At 67.6% G+C, this 18,153-nt stretch carries 14 protein-coding genes; 1 reads left to right on the top strand and 13 read right to left on the bottom strand.

Annotated features, from left to right (window positions below):
* Positions 1–11: 11 nt before the first annotated feature.
* A complete protein-coding gene (locus tag CXZ05_RS10600; protein WP_102972566.1) occupies positions 12–347 on the top strand; it encodes a YnfA family protein in 336 nt (111 codons plus the stop codon).
* 85 nt (positions 348–432) lie between these two features.
* Here CXZ05_RS10600 and CXZ05_RS10605 read toward each other — a convergent pair whose 3' ends face one another.
* The 13 genes from CXZ05_RS10605 to CXZ05_RS10665 form a co-directional block, all read right to left on the bottom strand.
* Entirely contained in the window at positions 433–1,866 is a 1,434-nt protein-coding gene (locus CXZ05_RS10605; protein ID WP_102972567.1) for an amino acid permease, read from the bottom strand.
* 242 nt (positions 1,867–2,108) lie between these two features.
* Positions 2,109–3,443 carry a M18 family aminopeptidase gene (locus CXZ05_RS10610; protein ID WP_102972568.1) on the bottom strand — a complete coding sequence of 445 codons (1,335 nt, stop codon included), beginning with the start codon at positions 3,441–3,443 and terminating at the stop codon, positions 2,109–2,111.
* A 21-nt stretch (positions 3,444–3,464) separates the two neighbouring features.
* A complete protein-coding gene (locus tag CXZ05_RS10615) occupies positions 3,465–4,334 on the bottom strand; it encodes an intradiol ring-cleavage dioxygenase (protein ID WP_102972569.1) in 870 nt (289 codons plus the stop codon).
* 74 nt (positions 4,335–4,408) lie between these two features.
* On the bottom strand, positions 4,409–5,134 hold the full coding sequence (locus tag CXZ05_RS10620; RefSeq protein ID WP_180987353.1) for a response regulator transcription factor: 726 nt from the start codon (positions 5,132–5,134) through the stop codon (positions 4,409–4,411).
* A 49-nt stretch (positions 5,135–5,183) separates the two neighbouring features.
* The gene (locus CXZ05_RS10625; protein WP_180987354.1) at positions 5,184–6,542 is read right to left on the bottom strand and encodes a sensor histidine kinase; all 1,359 of its coding nucleotides are present in this window, start codon (positions 6,540–6,542) and stop codon (positions 5,184–5,186) included.
* Positions 6,543–6,561: 19 nt separating this feature from the next.
* Positions 6,562–7,440: an ABC transporter gene (locus tag CXZ05_RS10630; protein WP_102972571.1), complete on the bottom strand. Its 879-nt coding sequence runs from the start codon at positions 7,438–7,440 to the stop codon at positions 6,562–6,564.
* 4 nt (positions 7,441–7,444) lie between these two features.
* Positions 7,445–8,389, bottom strand: a complete 945-nt coding sequence (locus CXZ05_RS10635) for an ABC transporter ATP-binding protein (RefSeq protein WP_102972572.1) — start codon at positions 8,387–8,389, stop codon at positions 7,445–7,447.
* A 143-nt stretch (positions 8,390–8,532) separates the two neighbouring features.
* Complete coding sequence (locus CXZ05_RS10640; RefSeq protein WP_102972573.1) at positions 8,533–10,035, bottom strand: bifunctional phosphatase PAP2/diacylglycerol kinase family protein; 1,503 nt, start codon at positions 10,033–10,035, stop codon at positions 8,533–8,535.
* A gap of 63 nt (positions 10,036–10,098) precedes the next feature.
* A complete protein-coding gene (locus CXZ05_RS10645; RefSeq protein WP_102972574.1) occupies positions 10,099–11,295 on the bottom strand; it encodes an MFS transporter in 1,197 nt (398 codons plus the stop codon).
* A 60-nt stretch (positions 11,296–11,355) separates the two neighbouring features.
* Positions 11,356–13,038, bottom strand: a complete 1,683-nt coding sequence (locus CXZ05_RS10650; protein WP_102972575.1) for an ABC-F family ATP-binding cassette domain-containing protein — start codon at positions 13,036–13,038, stop codon at positions 11,356–11,358.
* A 135-nt stretch (positions 13,039–13,173) separates the two neighbouring features.
* Complete coding sequence (locus tag CXZ05_RS10655) at positions 13,174–15,159, bottom strand: penicillin-binding transpeptidase domain-containing protein (protein ID WP_102972576.1); 1,986 nt, start codon at positions 15,157–15,159, stop codon at positions 13,174–13,176.
* Positions 15,160–15,250: 91 nt separating this feature from the next.
* Entirely contained in the window at positions 15,251–16,690 is a 1,440-nt protein-coding gene (locus CXZ05_RS10660; RefSeq protein ID WP_102972577.1) for an NAD(P)/FAD-dependent oxidoreductase, read from the bottom strand.
* Positions 16,683–18,152 (bottom strand): glycosyltransferase family 87 protein, encoded by a 1,470-nt coding sequence (locus CXZ05_RS10665; RefSeq protein WP_180987355.1) that lies wholly within the window; start codon positions 18,150–18,152, stop codon positions 16,683–16,685. The genes CXZ05_RS10660 and CXZ05_RS10665 overlap by 8 nt, the downstream gene beginning before the upstream one ends.
* Position 18,153: the final 1 nt, after the last annotated feature.

The raw sequence follows: 18,153 nt of genomic DNA on the forward strand, positions 1-18,153 counted from the left end.
ATACTGGAGCCATGACGATTCTGAAATCCGTGCTCCTTTTCACCCTGGCTGCCATGGCGGAGATCGGCGGAGCCTGGCTGATCTGGCAGGCCGTGCGGGAGGACAAGGCGTGGTGGTGGGCGGGACTCGGAATCGTGGCGCTGGGGTTCTACGGCTTTGTGGCCGCATTCCAGCCGGACGCCCATTTCGGCCGGGTCCTGGCGGCGTACGGCGGGGTCTTCATCGTCGGTTCCCTGGTGTGGGGCATGCTTCTGGACGGTTTCCGGCCCGACCGCTGGGACCTCATCGGAGCCGTCGTTTGCCTCGTTGGCGTCGCCGTCATCATGTTCGCGCCCAGGCAGGGCTGACCCGGAACGAAGACATCCGCCCGGTCAGGCCGTAAACGGCCGACCGGGCGGATGGTTCATCAAGGTGCGCAGAGTGGGGGCGTGATTACGACGCCGCGCCGGACCCCACGCCTGCATCAGCGGTTTCTGCGGACGTCTCGGAGGCTGCCGGCACCCCAGGCCGGCCCGGACCGCCGCCCTTGCGGTAGCGCCACACACCGATGCCGACCACCACGGCGGCCAGGGCAACGGAGAGCAGGAGCGACTCGCGGGTGGAATCCAGGATCACCATGCCGATGATCAACGCCACGATGCTGCCGATCGCCAGCCACGTGAGGTAGGGGAAGAACCACATCTTCAGCGACAGGTCCTTGGCCGCAGCCCCCATCCGGCGGCGCAGCACCAGCTGGGACGCGGCAATGACCAGCCAGACAAACAGCGCGATGGCGCCGGAGGTGTTCACCAGGAACAGGAAGACCGTGTCCGGGGCGATGTAGTTCAGTCCGACGGTGATGAAGCCGACCACGGTGGAGGCCAGCACAGCTGCGGCGGGCACGCCGCGCTTGGAGATGCGGGTCCAGGACTTCGGGGCGTCCCCGCGCTGCGAGAGCGAGAAGAGCATGCGGCTGGCCGTGTAGAGGCCCGAGTTCAGGCAGGACAGCACCGAGGTCAGCACCACAACGTCCATGATGGTGCCCGCGCCGGGGATGCCGAACAGCTCGATGACCGCGACGTACGGGCTCTTGGCCACGTTGGCGGAGTTCCAGGGGAGCAGCGTGACAACAATCGCGATGGAGCCGATGTAGAAGACTAGGATGCGCCAGACCGTGGACTTCACGGCCTTCTTGACCGCTTCAACCGGGTTTTCTGATTCACCGGCTGCGATGGTGGCGATCTCAGCACCGAAGAACGCGAAGACCACCACGAGGATTCCGGCCAGGACGGCTCCCGGGCCGTTGGGCAGGAAACCCCCGTTGCCAGTCAGGTTGCTCAGGCCGGGCGCCGGAACGCCCGGAACCAGGCCGAGGATCGCTGCCACGCCGAAAAGGAGGAACAGGATGATGGCCGTGACCTTGATGGAGGCAAACCAGAACTCGAACTCCCCGTAGGACTTCACCGAGCCCAGGTTGGTCAGCGTGAGCAGGACCATGAGCGCCAGGGCCCAGACCCACTGGTCGATGCCGGGTACCCAGCGGTGCATGATCGCGGCACCGGCTGTGGCTTCGATGCCCAGCACGATGATCCAGAACCACGCGTAGAGCCAGCCGATGCTGAAGCCGGCCCAGCGGCCCAGTGCCTTGTCGGCGTAGGTGGAAAAGGATCCGGTCTCGGGGTTCGCGGCCGCCATCTCGCCAAGCATCCGCATGACGAGGATGACCACGATGCCCGCGGCCATGTAGGCAAGCAGGATGCCGGGACCGGCCTGCTGGATGGCCGCGCCGGAGCCGACGAACAGACCGGCGCCGATGACACCGGCAATGGCGATCATCGACAGGTGCCGGGGCTTTAGGGATTTCGACAGTTGTTGGTCAGCGTGCATGGCTGCGCCATCCTCGTTTTGATTGCAGGTTTTGGGCGGTGGCCGGCGGCAAAGGGTGAAGACTGTGCCGGGGACCACACTGTGCGTTTCACACTAAGGGAGCCGGGGGCTGGTCCGGGCTGTGCAAAGCTACAGTTTACGGCAATCCAAAACAGGCACACTTCCAGCCATGCACCCCAACAGACAACAAACGGTGCCTGCAAGGCACTTTCGTAACCGGCCTGAAATCTGTCACGGGTGCGCTAGGCGTGCGCTGCGGCTCCAAAGAACAACTCAGTCACCCGGGCAAGGCGGTGCGGATCCTCCACGCCGCAAAGCTCCCGGGCCGAGTGCATTGAGAGCAGGGGTACGCCCACGTCCACTGTTCTGATGCCCAGCCGGGTGGCCGTCAGCGGGCCGATGGTGGAACCACACGGCATCACGTTGTTGGACACAAACTCCTGGTAGGGAATCCCGGCCTCACCGCACAGCCGCGCCCAGAGGGCAGCCCCGGTAGCGTCGGTGGCGTACCGCTGGTTGGCATTGATCTTAAGCAGCGGCCCGCCGTTGAGGACAGGGCGGTTGACGGGGTCGTGCCGTTCGGCATAGTTGGGGTGGACGGCGTGACCGGCGTCGGCGGAAACGCAGAACGACCCCGCGAACGCCTGACGCCGCTGGCTCACCGAAGCGCCCAGCCCGTCCGAGATCCGGACCAGGATGTCTTCAAGCACCGGCCCGCACGCCCCCGACCGGGACGCCGAACCGATTTCCTCGTGGTCGAAGGCGGCGAGCACTGCAATCGGCGCGGTTCCCCCTGAAGCCTCGGGGCCGCCGTCGGAAGCGTCAGCGTGCGCGATCAGCGCCGTGATCCCCGCGTGCGTCGCGGAGAGGTTGTCCAGGCGTCCGGAGGCGAAGAACTCACTCCTGACCCCGAAAACCGCAGGCTGCTGAGTGTCCGCAATGACGACGTCGTACCCGCCGATCCGGGCCGGATCAACAGGCACTCCATCCCCGGCGACGCGGCGGGCCAGCACCGCCAGCAGGTCCTCCCCGCCGGGATCACCGAGCCCGAACACCGGGTTCATGTGCTGCTGCTTGTCAAGGGTGAGGCCTTCATTCATGGCCCGGTCCAGGTGGATGGCCAGCTGCGGAAAGCGCAGCAGCGGGCCGGTGGCGGTCAGGTGCTGCGTGTCATCGAGCATCACGAGCCGCCCGGCCAGCTGCAGTTCCCGGTCCAGCCACGAGTTCAGCAGCGGGCCGCCGTAAACCTCCACGCCGGCCTGTAGCCAGCCGAAGCGGCCAGTGGTCGGCTTGGGCTTGAGCTTAAATGACGGCGAATCCGTATGGGCACCCAGGATGTTGAAGCCGGTGGTGGGCCCGGCATCCCCGGGCGTGACCCAGGCGATGAGCGCACCGTCCCGGATGACGTAGAACTTTCCTGCCGTGGCCTCCCAGGGCTGCAGCTCATCCAGGCCGGTGAACCCCGCCTCCGCCAGGCGCCGGGCGCCTTCGTGGGCGGCATGAAAGCTCGACGGCGAGGCGCTGACGTAGTCGCCCAGGTCCCGGATGTGCTCTGCAGCGGAGGAATGGAGAGGCATGGCTCCGAGTCTAGCGCCGCGCTAGACGGTGACGTTCAGCCCTGCCGTGTAACCGCCGGAGACGGCACCGGACATGGCGGCCAGCTGGTAGATGCCGCCGTCCTCGCCGAACACGTTGTCCGACCGCAGCGTGGTGTTGGGGAAATTCCGTGCGCTGGTTTCGTAGCCAGCGGAGGCGTAGACCTCCCGGCAGGCGGCGTCTGTCAGGGCGATCTGCGAGACAGTAAGCACCTGCCCGGCTGCCGTGGCGTTGTTCATGGACTCGAACACTTCGAAGTGGATGTGCGGCCAGCGGCCGTTGTACGCGCCAGGATAAATGGTCTTGAAGGTGACCTGGCCATTAGCGTCTGCCTCCTGCACGCCGCGGAGGAAGTTCTCGTTCTCCAGCCCCGAATCGTAGAGCGAGTACCGCCCCTCCTTGTCGCAATGCCAGGCGTAGACCGCCGCGCCGGCCAGCGGAACGCAGCCGTTGGCGTTGTCGAGCAGGGTCAGCGTGACAGTCAGCGGCACACCGTCTGCTTTCGTGGTGGACGTGCCGAAGCTTGAGGTGATGTCCTGCCGGACCACACCGGAGGCTTCCAGGACGTTCGGCCCGTTGGAGCCGTCGCCGGGGTACGGCCCAGCCGTCTCCTGCGGTATTTCCACGCCACACTCGGCAATCGCCCGGGTCACGGTGGGGGACGCTGAAGCCGAGGCAGTTGCTGATGGTGCCGATGACGGCCCGCCGGGCGTGCACGCCGCCAGCGCGGCCGCCGTGCCGGCGCCGAGGAACATGCCCAGCGAGCGTCGCGACATAAGCGTCGAAAGATCGAATTCGAGCCCGCGGTCATGGTTGGGATGCGGCTCGTGCGGTGGCTGCTGTCCGTCGGGGATGCGGGGTGCGGTTGTCATGGCACCATCCAACTCCAGCCGGCTATGGCCTGCATAGGGCCTCCCTGTGTGGAAGCTGTGGGGAGCAGCCGGTTTCAGTAGTCGGGGTTGCTCGGGGTCACCAGGCCTGTTTCGTACGCGTACACCACGGCCTGGACGCGGTCGCGGAGGTGCAGCTTGGTCAGAATCCGCCGCACGTGGGTCTTCACGGTGGCCTCGGACAGGAAATAGCGGTGCGCGATCTCTGCATTGGACAGCCCCTCGGACATCGCTTCCAGCATCTCGGTTTCCCGGGGCGTCAGGTCCTCCAGCAGCGGGTCACGCGGAGCAGGTGCCACCGGCGGGGCCACCCTGCCCGGACCATCCGGCGCGGCGGCGGGCCCGGTCCCGCGCACATACATGTCAAGCAGCCGCTGCGTGACCCGGGGCGCCACGACGGCGTCCCCACTGGCCACCACCCGCACGGCCTGCACCAGCTCGGCGGGTGCCACATCCTTGAGCAGAAAGGCCGAGGCGCCGGCCTGGAGACCGGCGAAGGCGTACTCGTCCAGGTCGAAGGTGGTCAGGATGATGATCCTGGCGCGCGAGCCTGAACCGGTGATGGCCCGGGTAGCCTCGATCCCGTCAAGCGTGGGCATGCGGACATCCATGAGCACGACGTCAGGATCGAGCCGGCGCACCTGGCGGACGGCGTCGGCCCCGTCGGAGGCCTCACCCACCACCTCGAGGCCGTCCTCACCCTCCAGGATGAGCCGGAAACCCATCCGCAGCAGCGGCTGGTCGTCCGCCAGCAGGACCCGGAGACGTCCGGACTCGTTCATTTGTTCCCCCATTTGCCGTTCTCCAAGTAGCCGTCCCGCATCCTGCCGGTCAGCGTGCCGCCGGCGTTGTGCCGGTCTGCATATTGCCGTTCAGCGTGCCGCCGTTCAGTGCCAGGACAGCCCGCACGCGCCAGCCGCCGCCGGCGGCAGGGCCTGCCTCCACCGTACCGCCGTAGATTCCGGCCCGTTCCTTCATCCCCGTCAGGCCCTGTCCTGTCCCGAGCGGTGCGGCAGCAAGGACGCCGCCCGGGCTGCCCCCGCCGGGGGTGACGGCGTCAACGGTGCCCCGGCCGTCGTCGTGCACTTCAATGGTGACCGTGGAATCCTCGCGCACCACCAGCACGTCCACCCGGCTTAGCGCCCGGCCATGGCGCAGCACGTTGGTCAGCGATTCCTGCACGATCCGGTACACGGTCAGCTGCAAGGCCACGTCCTCCGGCAGCGCCGGGCCGGCGTGCGAGTAATGGACCGGAAGTCCCGCGGTCCGGAAGCCGTCCAGCAGCTTCCCGAAGCTGGCGCCGTCCGCGAGCGGCTCACGGGTCGCCTGGCCGGCGGACGCGTCATCCCGCAGGACCCCGAGCACCCGCCGCATGTCCGCCAGTGCGCTGCGGCCCGTCCGGGACAGTTCCGCCAGGACCTCCGCTGCGCGTTCCGGATCCCTGCGGACCACGACGGCGGCACCGTCGGACAGGGCCACCATGACAGTCAGCGAGTGGGCCACGACGTCGTGCATCTCCCGGGCAATCCTGTTGCGTTCGTTGACCGACCCCAGACGGGCGGCCTGGGCCGCCCACGCTGCAGTTTCCTGCTCGTGCTCGCGCCGCTGCCGGACGGAGATGCCGATTCCCGTGGCGATGATGTTGGAGAATACGATGCTGGTGCCCGCCGCAATGCTGGTTACGAGGCGGAACTCCTCGGGCGAGGAGGGAGTTCTGGGCAGTTCCCGCTCGAGCGGCCCCACCGCGGCCAGAAAGTACAGCATTGCCAGCGGCGCTGAGGCCACTGCCATCGTGACCAGGGCAAAGCGGCGCGTGTGCACCACGGCCACGGCGTAGAGCGAGAACCACAGCCCTGCCGACACGTTGGATCCCCACGGATGAAGCAGGGTCACGCCAACTTCAGCCAACGCGATGAACACCACCACGGCCACCGGACGCTGGCGCCGCAGGAACAGGGACAGCGCAACGGTGGCAAGCAGCCCGATCGCGGCCCACCTGCCCGCATGCACTGCGTTGATCACGGTGGGCACCACCAGCACCGCATAGCAGGCGACCACCACGGCATCCATGACCCGCGGACGCCGGTACAGGTAGCGCCGGACCCGGCCCCGCCGTCGGGCAGCAAGCTCGGCAAAGGACGCGTCAGCCGGGGTGGCTGGCGCGTCCTTCACGGAAACAGCATTCATCATGGGCAGAACCGCAGTGCGGCTAGACGTCCCGTTTCTTCAGCAGGATCATGGCCAGGACCACCGGCACCACCACCCAGGCGCCCAGTACGAGGGCCGCCTGCCAGACTTCGAGCGTGTCCGGGACGTGCTCCACGGCGGTCAACGGGGTGATCGTGTTTCCGGGGAGGTACTTGCGGGCCTCCTCGAAGAACTCGCCCGGAATGAGCTGGAACGCGATCGGCGCCACAAAGAACAGGCCCACGAGGGCCATGATGCCGCCAGCTGAGTTCCGGAGCAGCGTGCCGAGTGCCATGCCGATGGCGGCCACCGCGGCCACGTAGCCGCCGGTGACGAGCAGCAGCTTGACCGACTGCGAGCTTGCGAGGTCCAGCTTGAGGCCGAAGTTGTCCAGGATCGGCACCGACACCAGGCCGGCGACGTAGGTGGACACCGCCGTCACGACAAAGGCGCTGACCACCACCACCACAAGCTTCGCGATGAACGCCGGGAGCCGCTTGGGCACTGCCGCGAAGGTCGAGCGGGCCATGCCGGTGGTGAACTCCGAGCTCATGAGCAGGACGCCCAGCGAGCCCAGGATCAGCTGCGCAAAGGCCGCGCCGGAGGTGGGGACCGAGACGGCGAGGTCGCCGCCCTGTGAAGCGATGGCTTCTGCCGCCCCGGGGTCGGAGGCCGCCTGATCCGCGAACTGCCCTGTTCCCCAGGCGGACAGGGCGCCGAAGCCAACCATGACGACGGCGGTCGAGGCGAGCAGGATCATGGTGGACAGGAGGGTGCGGAACTTGATGAATTCCGAATTCAGGACCCGGAAGAAGCTTGGGCCGGGCCCCGGGTTTGCTGCATTGCGGGCGGCGGCGCGGCCGGGACCGGCGGCAGGCTGGGTGGAAGTCGATGTGCTCATGGCGTCAGTTGCCTCCGGACTGGGCGGAAACCGGGGCTCCCGTGGTGATCAGCGAGTGGTATTCGACCTCGTCCTTGGTCAGCTCCATGTAGGCCTCTTCGAGGCTTGCCTGGAGCGGGGTGAGTTCGTAGATCAGAACCTGGTTGTCCAGTGCGCTCCGGGCGATCTGGCGCGGGTCCAGGCCCGTGACCTCAAGAAGCTCGTGGTCCTGCAGTTCCACGGAGACCCCGGTTCCGGCGAGGACGTGCATGAGCCTGTCCGGCTGGTCCGAGCGCACCCGTGTCCGGCTGTGGCCCTTGCCGGTGATGATGTCCTTGATGGGTGCGTCCGCAATGATCTTTCCGCGGCCGATCACGATCAGATGGTCAGCGGTCAGGGCCATCTCGCTCATGAGGTGGCTGGACAGGAACACGGTGCGCCCCTCGGAGGCCAGGTACTTCACGAGGTTGCGCACCCAGACCACGCCTTCCGGATCGAGGCCGTTGACGGGTTCGTCCAGAATGATGGTTTGCGGGTCGCCCAGGAGGGCGGCGGCGATGCCCAGCCGCTGGCCCATGCCAAGGGAGAAGCCCTTGACCTTTTTCCGGGCCACTTCCGCGAGGCCTGTCATATCAATGACCTCGTGCACCCGCTTCCGCGGGATGCTGTGCGTGGCGGCCATGGCCAGCAGGTGGTTGTACGCTGAGCGGCTGGTGTGGACTGCCTTGGCGTCGAGCAGCGCCCCGATTTCCCGCAGCGGAGCCGCGTGCCGGGCGAACGGTACACCGTTGACGGTGACCGTTCCCGCCGTCGGGGTGTCCAGGCCCATGATCATGCGCATGGTGGTTGACTTGCCGGCCCCGTTGGGTCCCAGGAAGCCGGTGACCTGGCCGGCTTGGACGGTGAAACTGACGCCGCCGACGGCGGTTTTGTCGCCGTAGACCTTTGTCAGGCCTTCTGCCTCAATCATGGAGCTTTCCTTTGCATAGCTGCTGGCGTGCTGTCTGGTGTGCACGTTCCACGCTACCCACGCGGCCTGCCGAATTCGCCGGTCTCAGGGATGATTCAGGGGCTAATCAGGGTTTCCGGGCGTCATCCGGTGGGATGAGGCCCTCAGCTGTCTTCCCTGGGTGAGTAGTAGCGCAGGGCGGCCCGCTTCAGGGTGAATTCGGCGGCCCGGACCCCGGGCATGGCTTCGCCGTCCACCGCAAGCACCATGGGGACGGTGCCGCACTCCACCCGGACACTGGTGGCCTCGGCAAGGTGGGTGATCCGGGACGTCGCCACCGTTCCGGTCAGCACGGACCACAGCATGCGCAGCCGGGCGAAGGACTCGTCGGCAGTCATCATCCTGACGTCGAGCACGCCGTCGTCCAGCACCGGCCGGACGAGCGGGGCGTGGTCCCTCGGGTAGTAGCGGCCGCGGCCCAGGTACATGATCCAGAGCCTGTGCCGTACGCCGTTGACGGTCAGCGTGATCGGTTTTTCCACGGCGAAGGTCCGGAACATCGCCACGACGCCGGCGAGCGGCTTCCCCAGGGCGGGCTGCAGCTGTTCGCGGCGCCGCACCAAATTCGGGTACAACCCGATGCTCGCGGTGTTGAGCATAATGAGCTCCACCTTTTCGGGATCGTCCGCGAGTCCGCGTTCAACAGCGACGGCGCCCACATCCGCCAGCGCCGCCTCGCCACTTTCCGCTGCGGCTACCGCCTCCACCAGGGAGGGCGTGCCGACGTCCCGGGCGAAGTGATTCAGGGTTCCACCCGCCAGAACCAGCAATGGAAGATCATGTTCGACGGCGGCCGCCGCGGCAGTGCCCACAGTTCCGTCCCCGCCCCACACCCCGAGTGCGCGGATGCCCGGAATGGTGGCTGCCTCCGCCATCCGCTCGGCCACATCGTCCTCAGGCGCCATGAGAGTTATATGTGCAAGCGGGAATACTTTCTTCAGGGCTGCTGCAGTTTCCTCGGTAAAGGAGCCGCCCAAGGTGTTCACGGCGATGCTCAGCCCCTCCCCGTGGGGGACTTTGGCCACGTCCACCCGCCGTCTGGAGGTGGCAGGCATGGGCGGCCGGACAGGCCACCATCTCCTCGTCACGAGCGCTGCGCCGGCGCCGATCGCGGAACCAAACAGCACATCCGAAGGCCAGTGGGCCCCTGTATGCACTCTGGAGTATGCAACGCCTGCGGCCACGGGTGCCACGACCGCTCCCAGCACCGGCTGTACCATTGCGGTGCCGAGGGCGAACGCCACCGCCGAGGCGGAGTGGCCGGACGGCATGGACGAGCTGGTGGGCTGGGGATGGACGAAGCGGAAGACCGGCAAATGCTCAGGCAGCGGCCTGGCGCGGGGAAGCAGGGTTTTGAAGACGAGGTTCGTCACCGCGGAGGCCACACCCTGTGCCAGCAACCCGTGGACCGCGGCGCGCCTGGTGCGTCCCGGAATGGCGGCAGCCACGGCCGCTACGCCAAACCAGAGCTTTCCTTTGTTGGCCGAAGCCGAGAGCCGCCGGAAAAATGTGTCATGGTGTCCGCCCGGGAAGCCGGAGACGGCCCGCATCAGCGTCCGGTCGAGGGCGGCGACCCAGCCGGGTCCGCGGCGCAGCATTCGTCGCATTTCCCCACCCTACCGCCCGGTACAAGGGTGTGTTCGCGCATCGGCAGATTTCTTCCTGGAAGGTCATTCCCTGACGGGAAGGGGTTTGGCGGCGCCGGCGAGCAGCAGGGCGACCAGGATGGGCACGCCGATGGCCAGCAGTGCCAGGTGGATTCCGGTCAGGTCCCCCAGGTAGCCCAGCAGCGGGGGACCGGCCAGGAAGGCGACGTAGCCGATGGTGGAAACCACCGACACCCTGGCCGCTGCGTGCCGCGGATCGTCCGCCGCGGCCGACATTCCCATCGGAAACGCCAAGGCAGCCCCCATTCCCCACAGCGCTGCTCCAACAGCGGCGAGCCAGAGGTTTCCGGCGAATACGAACAGGGTTAGGCCGGCTGCGGCGGCAGCCATGCTTCCCCGCAGCACTGCCACCCGGCCGTACTTGTCGATGACGGTGCCGCCGAAGAAGCGCATGGCGGTCATGGCCAGCACGAAGAGTGCGAAAAGCAGGGCGCCGGTCGACTCGGAGGTTCCCAGACCGTCCACGGACGCCTTCGCGATCCAGTCGTTGCCCGCACCCTCGGTCAGCGTGGCACCAAGGACCACCACGCCTATCAGCAGGGTGCGGCCGTCCCTCCATGCCGAGGGTCCGCGGGGCGCCTTGGCTTCGCCGTCGGCGGGCGGTTCAGGGGCGGTGTGGGGGAGGAAGTAGCGGGGGACCACGAACGTCAGCACGGCTACCGATACGGCGATGACCAGCAGGTGCTGAGGCAGGCCAACCCCCAGTCCTGACAGACCTGCCCCGATCAGGGCACCCAGGAAGGCGCCGCCGCTGAAGGCCGCATGGAACTTGGGCATGACCGTCTTGCGGAGCCGGTGCTCGACGTCGGCCCCCTCAACGTTTTGGGACACGTCCCACAGCCCGATGCCGATGCCGAAGAAAAAGAGCGCGGCCGCGGTTCCGGGCACCGACTCAGCGAGTAGAGACGCGGCGATTCCCACGCCCGCAAGCGCGGCCAGGAAGCCGCTGGCCCGGACGGTGTTGGCGGTGCCTATCCGGTTGATGACGTGCCCGGCGGTGGGAAGCGCGATCAGCGAGCCGACGGCAGTGCACAGCAGCAGGGTCCCCATCTGGCCCGACGAGATGCGCAGGATCTCCGTGACGGCAGGAATGCGGGCAGCCCAGCTGGCAAAAACCAGGCCGTTCGCGCCGAAAATGATGAACGTTGCCAGGGCGGCGGCGGAGACCTGCCGGCCGGCGAGCTGCTGGGTTGAGGTCATTCGACAACTCTAATGCCGCCGGCGGTTGGGCCTGCGCCGCTGGTTGAGCCCGTCGAACCCCTAGCGGGCGCGCTCCACCCGCTTCTCGTCCCAGACGGGTTCGGCGGACTCGTACACCCTGCCGTCGGAGCCGAAGACCAGGAAGCGGTCGAAGGTGCGGGCGAACCAGCGGTCGTGGGTGACGGCCAGGACCGTGCCCTCGAAGTGGTCGATGGCCCGCTCCAGCGCCTCGGCCGAGTGCAGGTCGAGGTTGTCAGTGGGCTCGTCCAGCAGGAGCAGCGTTGCACCGGAGAGCTGCAGCAGCAGGATCTGGAACCGCGCCTGCTGGCCGCCGGATAGCGACTCGTACTTCTGCTCCGACTGTCCCGCCAGCCCGTAACCGTCGAGTGCCCCGGCAGCGGCCTCGCGGCCCAGGCCGGAACGGTGCTCGTCCCCGCGGTGCAGGATTTCGAGCAGAGTGCGGTTCATCAGGTCGGGCCGGACGTGGGTCTGCGCGAAGAACCCGGGACGGATACGGGCACCAAGCTTCACAGTGCCCTCGTGGGGTACTTCGGCAATTTCGACGTCGGACACCGGAAGGTGTTCCCGCTCCGGATCCGTGCCGCCGGTGGCAAGCAGCCGCAGGAAGTGCGACTTGCCGGAGCCGTTCGAGCCCAGCACGCCCACCCGGTCCCCGAACCAGATCTCCGTGGAGAAGGCCTTCATGAGGCCGGTCAGCTCCAGCTTTTCGGCCACGATGGCGCGCTTGGCGGTGCGGCCGCCCTTGAGCCTCATCTGGACGTTCTGCTCGATCGGCAGGGCTTCGGGCGGCCCGACCTCAAGGAACTTGGCCAGGCGGGTCTGGGCTGCGTGGTAGCGGTTGGCCATGTCCGAGCGGAAGGCGGCCTTGTTCTTGTACATGTTGACGAGTTCCTTGAGCTTTGCGTGCTCCTCGTCCCAGCGCTTGCGCAGCTCCTCGAAGCGCGCGTTACGGTCCGCGCGGGCATCAACGTAGGAGCCGAAGCCGCCGCCGTGGATCCAGGCCCCGGCCCCATTGATTCCGGGTTCAAGCGTGACGATGCGGCCAGCGGCGTTGTTCAGCAGCTCCCGGTCGTGGCTGATGAAGAAGACGGTCTTCTTCGATTCGTTGAGCTTGTCCTCGAGCCAGCGTTTGCCCGGGACGTCGAGGTAGTTGTCCGGCTCGTCGAGGAGCAGGAGTTCGTCGGGACCGGCAAAGAGGGCCTCCAGCACCAGCCGCTTCTGCTCGCCGCCGGACAGCGTGGACGCACGGCGGTGCTGCGCGCGGTCAAAGGGCAGGCCCAGAGCGGCCATGCACACCTCGTCCCACACCGTCTCGACGTCGTACCCGCCGGCGTCTCCCCAGTCGACGATCGCCTGGGCGTACCGCATCTGGGTGGGCTCGTCGTCGTGCTCCATCATGGCGAGCTCCGCCTCATCCACGGCGCGGGCGGCGTCCGCAAGCGTTGGAGGTGCGGCGGATACGAGGAGGTCGCGGACCGTGGAGTCGTCCCGGACCTGCCCCACGAACTGCCGCATGATGCCCATGTTTCCGGAGCGGCCGATCACGCCTTCGTCCGGAGTCAGGTCGCCGGAGATGATACGGAACAGGGTGGTTTTACCCGTTCCGTTGGGTCCGATCAGCGCCGTCTTGGTGCCGTCCGGGACCTTGAAGGTCACCCCGTTCAGCAGCTGGGTGCCGTCGGAGAGGAAGTAGTCAATGCCGGAAACGTCAATATGGGCCACCGGGCAATTCTCCCACGCCCCGCACGCCGGAGTTTTTGTCCAGATATCACGCCCAAATGTGCCCTAAAGTCGCGACAAGTGGACAAAAACTCCGGCCGGGGCGCGGATGGATGCGCTGGGCGTCAGCGCGAAGCGTCAGCCGGCGGCGGTCAGGAACTTCTTCAGGAGCGGGCCGGAGGTGGTGGCACCGAGCCCGCCGTCCTCGACGAAGACGGCCACCGCCAGGTCCCCGTGTACGGCGATGATCCAGGCGTGGGTCTTGGGCGGGTTGGCGTTGCCGAACTCGGCGGTTCCCGTTTTGGCACCGACGGGTTCGCCGGGGACCTCGGCCAGGAATCCGGCGTGGCCGGAAGTCACCACCGCCCGCATTAGGTCCGTGAGGGCCGCGGCCTCCGCTTTGGTGACGGGTGTCTGGGCGCTCTTGGCCGGGGCTTCAGCTGTGACGGTCGACGACGGGGCGGAACCTTCCGGGGTCGGCGCCGGGCTGGCCGACGACGTTGCCGGAGCCGTCTCCTCCACCAGGACCGGGGACACGGGTGATCCCTTCGCCACCGAGCCTGCCATCACGGCTGCTGACAGCGGTGACATCAGCACCCGTCCCTGGCCGATCATGGCTGCCGCATGTTCAGTTCCTTCGGCCTCGCCGGGAACGGAGCCAAGGAACGCCTCGGCGCCCAGCTTCGGCGCCTCCACGGCCACCCCGAGTGAGGTGGCGGCCGACTCCAGCTGGGCCTGGGTGACCTTGTCCCGGGCGGCAATGAAGGCGGTGTTGCAGGAATGGGCGAAGGCGTCACGCAGGGTCACGGATCCGAGGGAGTCCTTGGGATAGCCCTCGGCGTTCTTGAATTTCCTGCCGTCGACGGTGAGCGTGGGCGTGCATTCAACGGTGGAATCGGGGGTGAATCCGTTGCGCATCATGGCGAGGGAGTCCACCACCTTGAAGGTGGATCCCGGCGCGTACTGGCCGAGCATGGCGGTGTTGTAGCCGTTGCTTCCGGGCCCGGACGCGGCGGCCAGAACCGCTCCCGAGGACGGCCGGATCGCCACGATGGCGGACGCCGGCTTGATGTCGGCAAGGGTGTCCTCGGCGAGCTGCTGCAGCTTCGTGTCGAGGGTGGTCTGCAACGGCGTGCCGGGAACTCCCTGCACCTCAAAGACGGTGCGCCGCGGGTCGGTGGGGGCGGCCTGGATCTCTTCCCGGGTCAGATCGGCGCGCTGCACACGGACGACGGTGCCGTCGGTGCCGCGGAGCTGGGCGTCGTACTGCTGCTGGAGTCCGCCGGTGCCGATGACGTCACCGGCGGTCAAGGCGCCGTTGGACTTTTCAATCTGCTCTGCGCTGGCTTCGCCCACGGTGCCGAGGACAGCCCGGGCGAAGTTCCGCGTCGGTGCCAGCGGCAATTCGTCCGGGATGGCCCGCCCGCCGGGGATGGCCTCGATCTCGGCGTCGGTCACGGCGCGGTCGCTGGTGTTGCGCAGGGTGATGGCCGGAACGAACGCTTCCGCACCGGACGCCGCCACCTGCTGCACGTAGGCCGCGGGGTCCACGCCCACCAGCTTGGCGAGCTTGGTGGCGGAATCTGCGGCATCGGCCCCGCCCAGCTGGGGCTTGTCGATGCCTACGTTGATCACCGGGCGCAACGTCACGAGCTTTTGCTTGCCGGCACCGAGAATATCGGCGCGCGGGGATGATTGGGTGGCCTTGCTGAGGATCTCCCCTTCGGCCAGGTTCGGGACAAGTAGCCCGGGCGACCAGACGGTAAGCCACTTGTCGCCGGACTTCCGCAGGTCGGCCGAGACGGTGTACTTCCACTCGCCGGTGGAAATCTTCCAGCTGTAGTTAAGCGGGATCCGGGCCGTGTCCCCGTCGAGGGTCAGGTCGCCCGCTTCGACGGTTGGCTTGGCCGGCGCCAGCGCCTTGAAGACCTGGTTGAGCTGGTCGTTGGCCACCGACGAGTCGCGGCCGTCGAAGGCCACCGGGCGGAGGTCCAGGCCGGCGACGGCGGAGGCCAGTTGCTTCGCCGCGGCTTCCGCGCCGCCGCGGCCGTCGTCGCAGGCCACCAGTGAGCCGCTGAGTATGAGACCGGCAAGGACAAGTGAAAGTTTTTTAGTGTTCCCCACCGCGTTATTATCCCCCGCCGGCCGCGGGGCGCGAGCCACAACACAGCCACGCCACAGCAACACCCGTTCGGGCTTGTGGGAGAAGCGAGGGCTAAAGGCCGAGGGCAGGGACGTCCAACCCAAATATTTCCTTGAGCGCGTGTTTCGCCGCGTGGAACCCGGGCATGCCGGTGACGCCGGGTCCGGGCGGCGTCGAGGAGGAGCACAGGTATACGCCGCGTGCGGGAGTTCGCCATGGAACGGGCGAGACGACCGGCCGCTGGACCAGGCCCCGGGGATCCAGGAGGCCGGCGCTGAAGTCGCCGCCGACGTAGTTTTCGTTGTAGGCCGCCAGTTCGGCCGCCGTCGTGACCTTGTGCCGGACCACCAGGTCACGGAACCCGGGTGCGAAGCGCTCCAGCTGGTCCATGACAGCCTGGCCCATGTCCACCGTGGACCCCGCCGGCACGTGGCAGTAGGTCCAGAGGATCTGCCTGCCCTCCGGCGCGCGGCCGGGGTCGACCACGGATGGCTGCGAGACCAGGACGTAGGGCCGCTCCGGGTGCCGGCCCTCAGACACGGCGTTCTCTGCTTCCCTCATCTCCGCCCGTGTGCCCCCCATGTGCACCGTCCCGGCCCCTGCCAGTCCCGCAGCGGCCCACGGCACAGGTCCGGACAGGATGAAGTCCACTTTGCACGCGCCGTTGCCGAACCGGAAGGACTCCAGCGCGCGGCGGTAGGAGGTGGGCAGCCGGCTGCCGGCGATGCGTGAGAGGGCGGGAGGCGCAACGTCCAGCAGCACCGCCTTCGCCGGCTCGAGCTCCGCCAGCGACGTGACGCGGAATCCCGTCTGTAGAACGCCTCCGTGGGCTTCGATGTCCGTGGCCATCGCTTCCGCGATCGCGGACGATCCGCCCACCGGAATGGGCCAGCCCCCGCTGTGCGCCAAAGCATTGAGCAATAGGCCGGCGCCCGCACCGGACAGTGACGGCAAGCGCCCCACGACGTGGGCGGCCACACCGCTGACCAGCGCAGGTGCCCGGTCCTCCCGAAACCGCAAATTCCACGTCGGCGATCCCTGCTCAAGCGTCCGCAGACCCAGAACGGCGGCGGCCAGCGGGTGGCCGGGAACCTTCAGCAACTGGTCGGACGTGGTCTGCACAATGCCGTCAATGTGCCGCACCAGCGGAGCGAGAAGCCTGCGGTAGGCGCGGCCGTCCCTGCCCAGCTCGTCGGCAGTACGGTCGAGCGACCGGTACGCGAGGGCCGAGCGGCCACGGTCCAACGGGGACCCGAACTGCACCGGCGGAAGCTGCAGGTCCACCCGCCGCGCCAGTTCGAACGCCCGGAAAAAGGGCGAGGCCAGTGCCATCGGGTGAACGGCCGAGCAGACGTCGTGCCAGTGCCCTTCCTCTATGACCTGGGACGTCCGGGAGCCCCCGCCGAGCTGGTCCGCGGCCTCATACACGTGCACCTTGAGCCCCGCCCGCGCCATGACGACGGCGGCGGCGAGTCCGTTGGGTCCGGAACCAACGACGGCGACGTCAGGCATCGCGGGCCACCGTCCGCCACGGGACCAGGGACGCAGAGGGACGGAGCAGATCGATCCGTAGCCTGTCCGCGGCGTTGTCGAAGGGACCGCCATGGGGGTCGTCCATGCCGTGCCGCCGAATCGGATCGTAGCGGGGGTCCCAGATGTCCCAGGCGACCCGCAGCATGAGATATGCAGTTGCAAGCATATGGGCGGCGACGGCCAGGACGTAGTAGGGCATGTCGATGTTGTGCTGTGATAAGCCGCCGCTGGTCACTTGGCCAAGATACATCCAGATGGCGGCCCAATGCAGCCCCTCGATGCCCTGCCAGACCAGGAAGTCACGCCACTTCGGCCGGGCGAGGGCAAGCAGCGGCACCAGCCAGAGGACAAACTGGGGTGAGTAGACCTTGTTGGTGAGGATGAAGGCCGCCACGATCAGGAAGGTCAGCTGTGCAATCCGCGGCCGTTGCGGGGCGGTCAGGGCCAGGACCGCAATGAGGACGCACGCAAGCATGAACACATTCAGGGCCAGCATGTTGATGGCCTCCGGCGTAAGGAGCGTCCAGCGCACGCGCCCGGCCACCAGGTTGTACGCGAACCATGGCGAGCTGTAGCCGGCGGGACGGTCCTGCGTGAACTCGAAAAAGTACTTCCAGCCGGCGGGGTCCCGCGCGGCAATGGGCAGGTTAACGGCGAGCCAGGCTGCAGCGGCGGATGCTGCCGGGACCAGGAAGGCACGGATCTTCCCCGTGCGCAGGGCCAGCAGGAAGATGGCGCCGAAAACAAGGACGGGATAGAGCTTGGTGGCAGTGCCCAGGCCGATCAGGACGCCGGCCAGGACCAGCCGCTCCCGGGAGAGGAAGTACATGCCGAGGGCCAGCATTGCCACAGCCCACATGTCCCAGTTGATCACTCCGGCGAGGACGATGCCCGGCGCCAGGGCCACCATGGCTGCGTCCCAGGGCCGCCGGCGGGCCATGCGGGCCGTGGCCAGCACGGTGATAATCCAGACGGCGGCGATCAGGGTGGCGTTGACATCGAAGTAACCGAGGACGCGGGTGTCGGTGACTCCCTCGCCGGGCACCAGGCGGGCCGTGATGCCGGCAATCAGGCCCATCAGGACCGGATACTCGAAAAAGGCATCCGGGGTGAAAAACGGAAAGGCCCCGTCGCCCAGGCCCCGGTTGCGGAACAGCTCCGGGAAGTCCGAATAACAGGTCGCGTAGAACTGCGACGGTGTCTCCCATCCGTTCACGCGGCAGTAGTCCTTGACGGCGATGGCAGCGAGGGCGGCGAGCACGGTCAGGATGATCAGCACGCGTTCCACGGTGAAGAAGCCGGGCGCGACCACCCCCGGGGCAGACCGCTGGCCCAGGGGACCTCCGATGACTTCGGTGAAGTTGCGCAGGAGCCGGTCGCTGCGGCTCGGCACCACCAGGCGCGCGAGCTTTCGGTCGGGCGGCGGCTGTGTCTCCTGCATG

It is taken from the genome of Arthrobacter sp. AFG20, assembly GCF_002892795.1.
Classification (GTDB): Bacteria; Actinomycetota; Actinomycetes; order Actinomycetales; family Micrococcaceae; genus Arthrobacter.

Bases quoted from the DNA above. Each gene is read 5' to 3' on its own strand.
- CXZ05_RS10660 (WP_102972577.1), bottom strand. From the start codon at position 16,690: ATGCCTGACGTCGCCGTCGTTGGTTCCGGACCCAACGGACTCGCCGCC.
- CXZ05_RS10620 (WP_180987353.1), bottom strand. From the start codon at position 5,134: ATGAACGAGTCCGGACGTCTCCGGGTCCTGCTGGCGGACGACCAGCCG.
- CXZ05_RS10630 (WP_102972571.1), bottom strand. From the start codon at position 7,440: ATGAGCACATCGACTTCCACCCAGCCTGCCGCCGGTCCCGGCCGCGCC.
- CXZ05_RS10645 (WP_102972574.1), bottom strand. From the start codon at position 11,295: ATGACCTCAACCCAGCAGCTCGCCGGCCGGCAGGTCTCCGCCGCCGCC.
- CXZ05_RS10605 (WP_102972567.1), bottom strand. From the start codon at position 1,866: ATGCACGCTGACCAACAACTGTCGAAATCCCTAAAGCCCCGGCACCTG.
- CXZ05_RS10600 (WP_102972566.1), top strand. From the start codon at position 12: ATGACGATTCTGAAATCCGTGCTCCTTTTCACCCTGGCTGCCATGGCG.
- CXZ05_RS10635 (WP_102972572.1), bottom strand. From the start codon at position 8,389: ATGATTGAGGCAGAAGGCCTGACAAAGGTCTACGGCGACAAAACCGCC.
- CXZ05_RS10640 (WP_102972573.1), bottom strand. From the start codon at position 10,035: ATGCGACGAATGCTGCGCCGCGGACCCGGCTGGGTCGCCGCCCTCGAC.
- CXZ05_RS10665 (WP_180987355.1), bottom strand. From the start codon at position 18,152: ATGCAGGAGACACAGCCGCCGCCCGACCGAAAGCTCGCGCGCCTGGTG.
- CXZ05_RS10610 (WP_102972568.1), bottom strand. From the start codon at position 3,443: ATGCCTCTCCATTCCTCCGCTGCAGAGCACATCCGGGACCTGGGCGAC.
- CXZ05_RS10615 (WP_102972569.1), bottom strand. From the start codon at position 4,334: ATGACAACCGCACCCCGCATCCCCGACGGACAGCAGCCACCGCACGAG.
- CXZ05_RS10625 (WP_180987354.1), bottom strand. From the start codon at position 6,542: ATGATGAATGCTGTTTCCGTGAAGGACGCGCCAGCCACCCCGGCTGAC.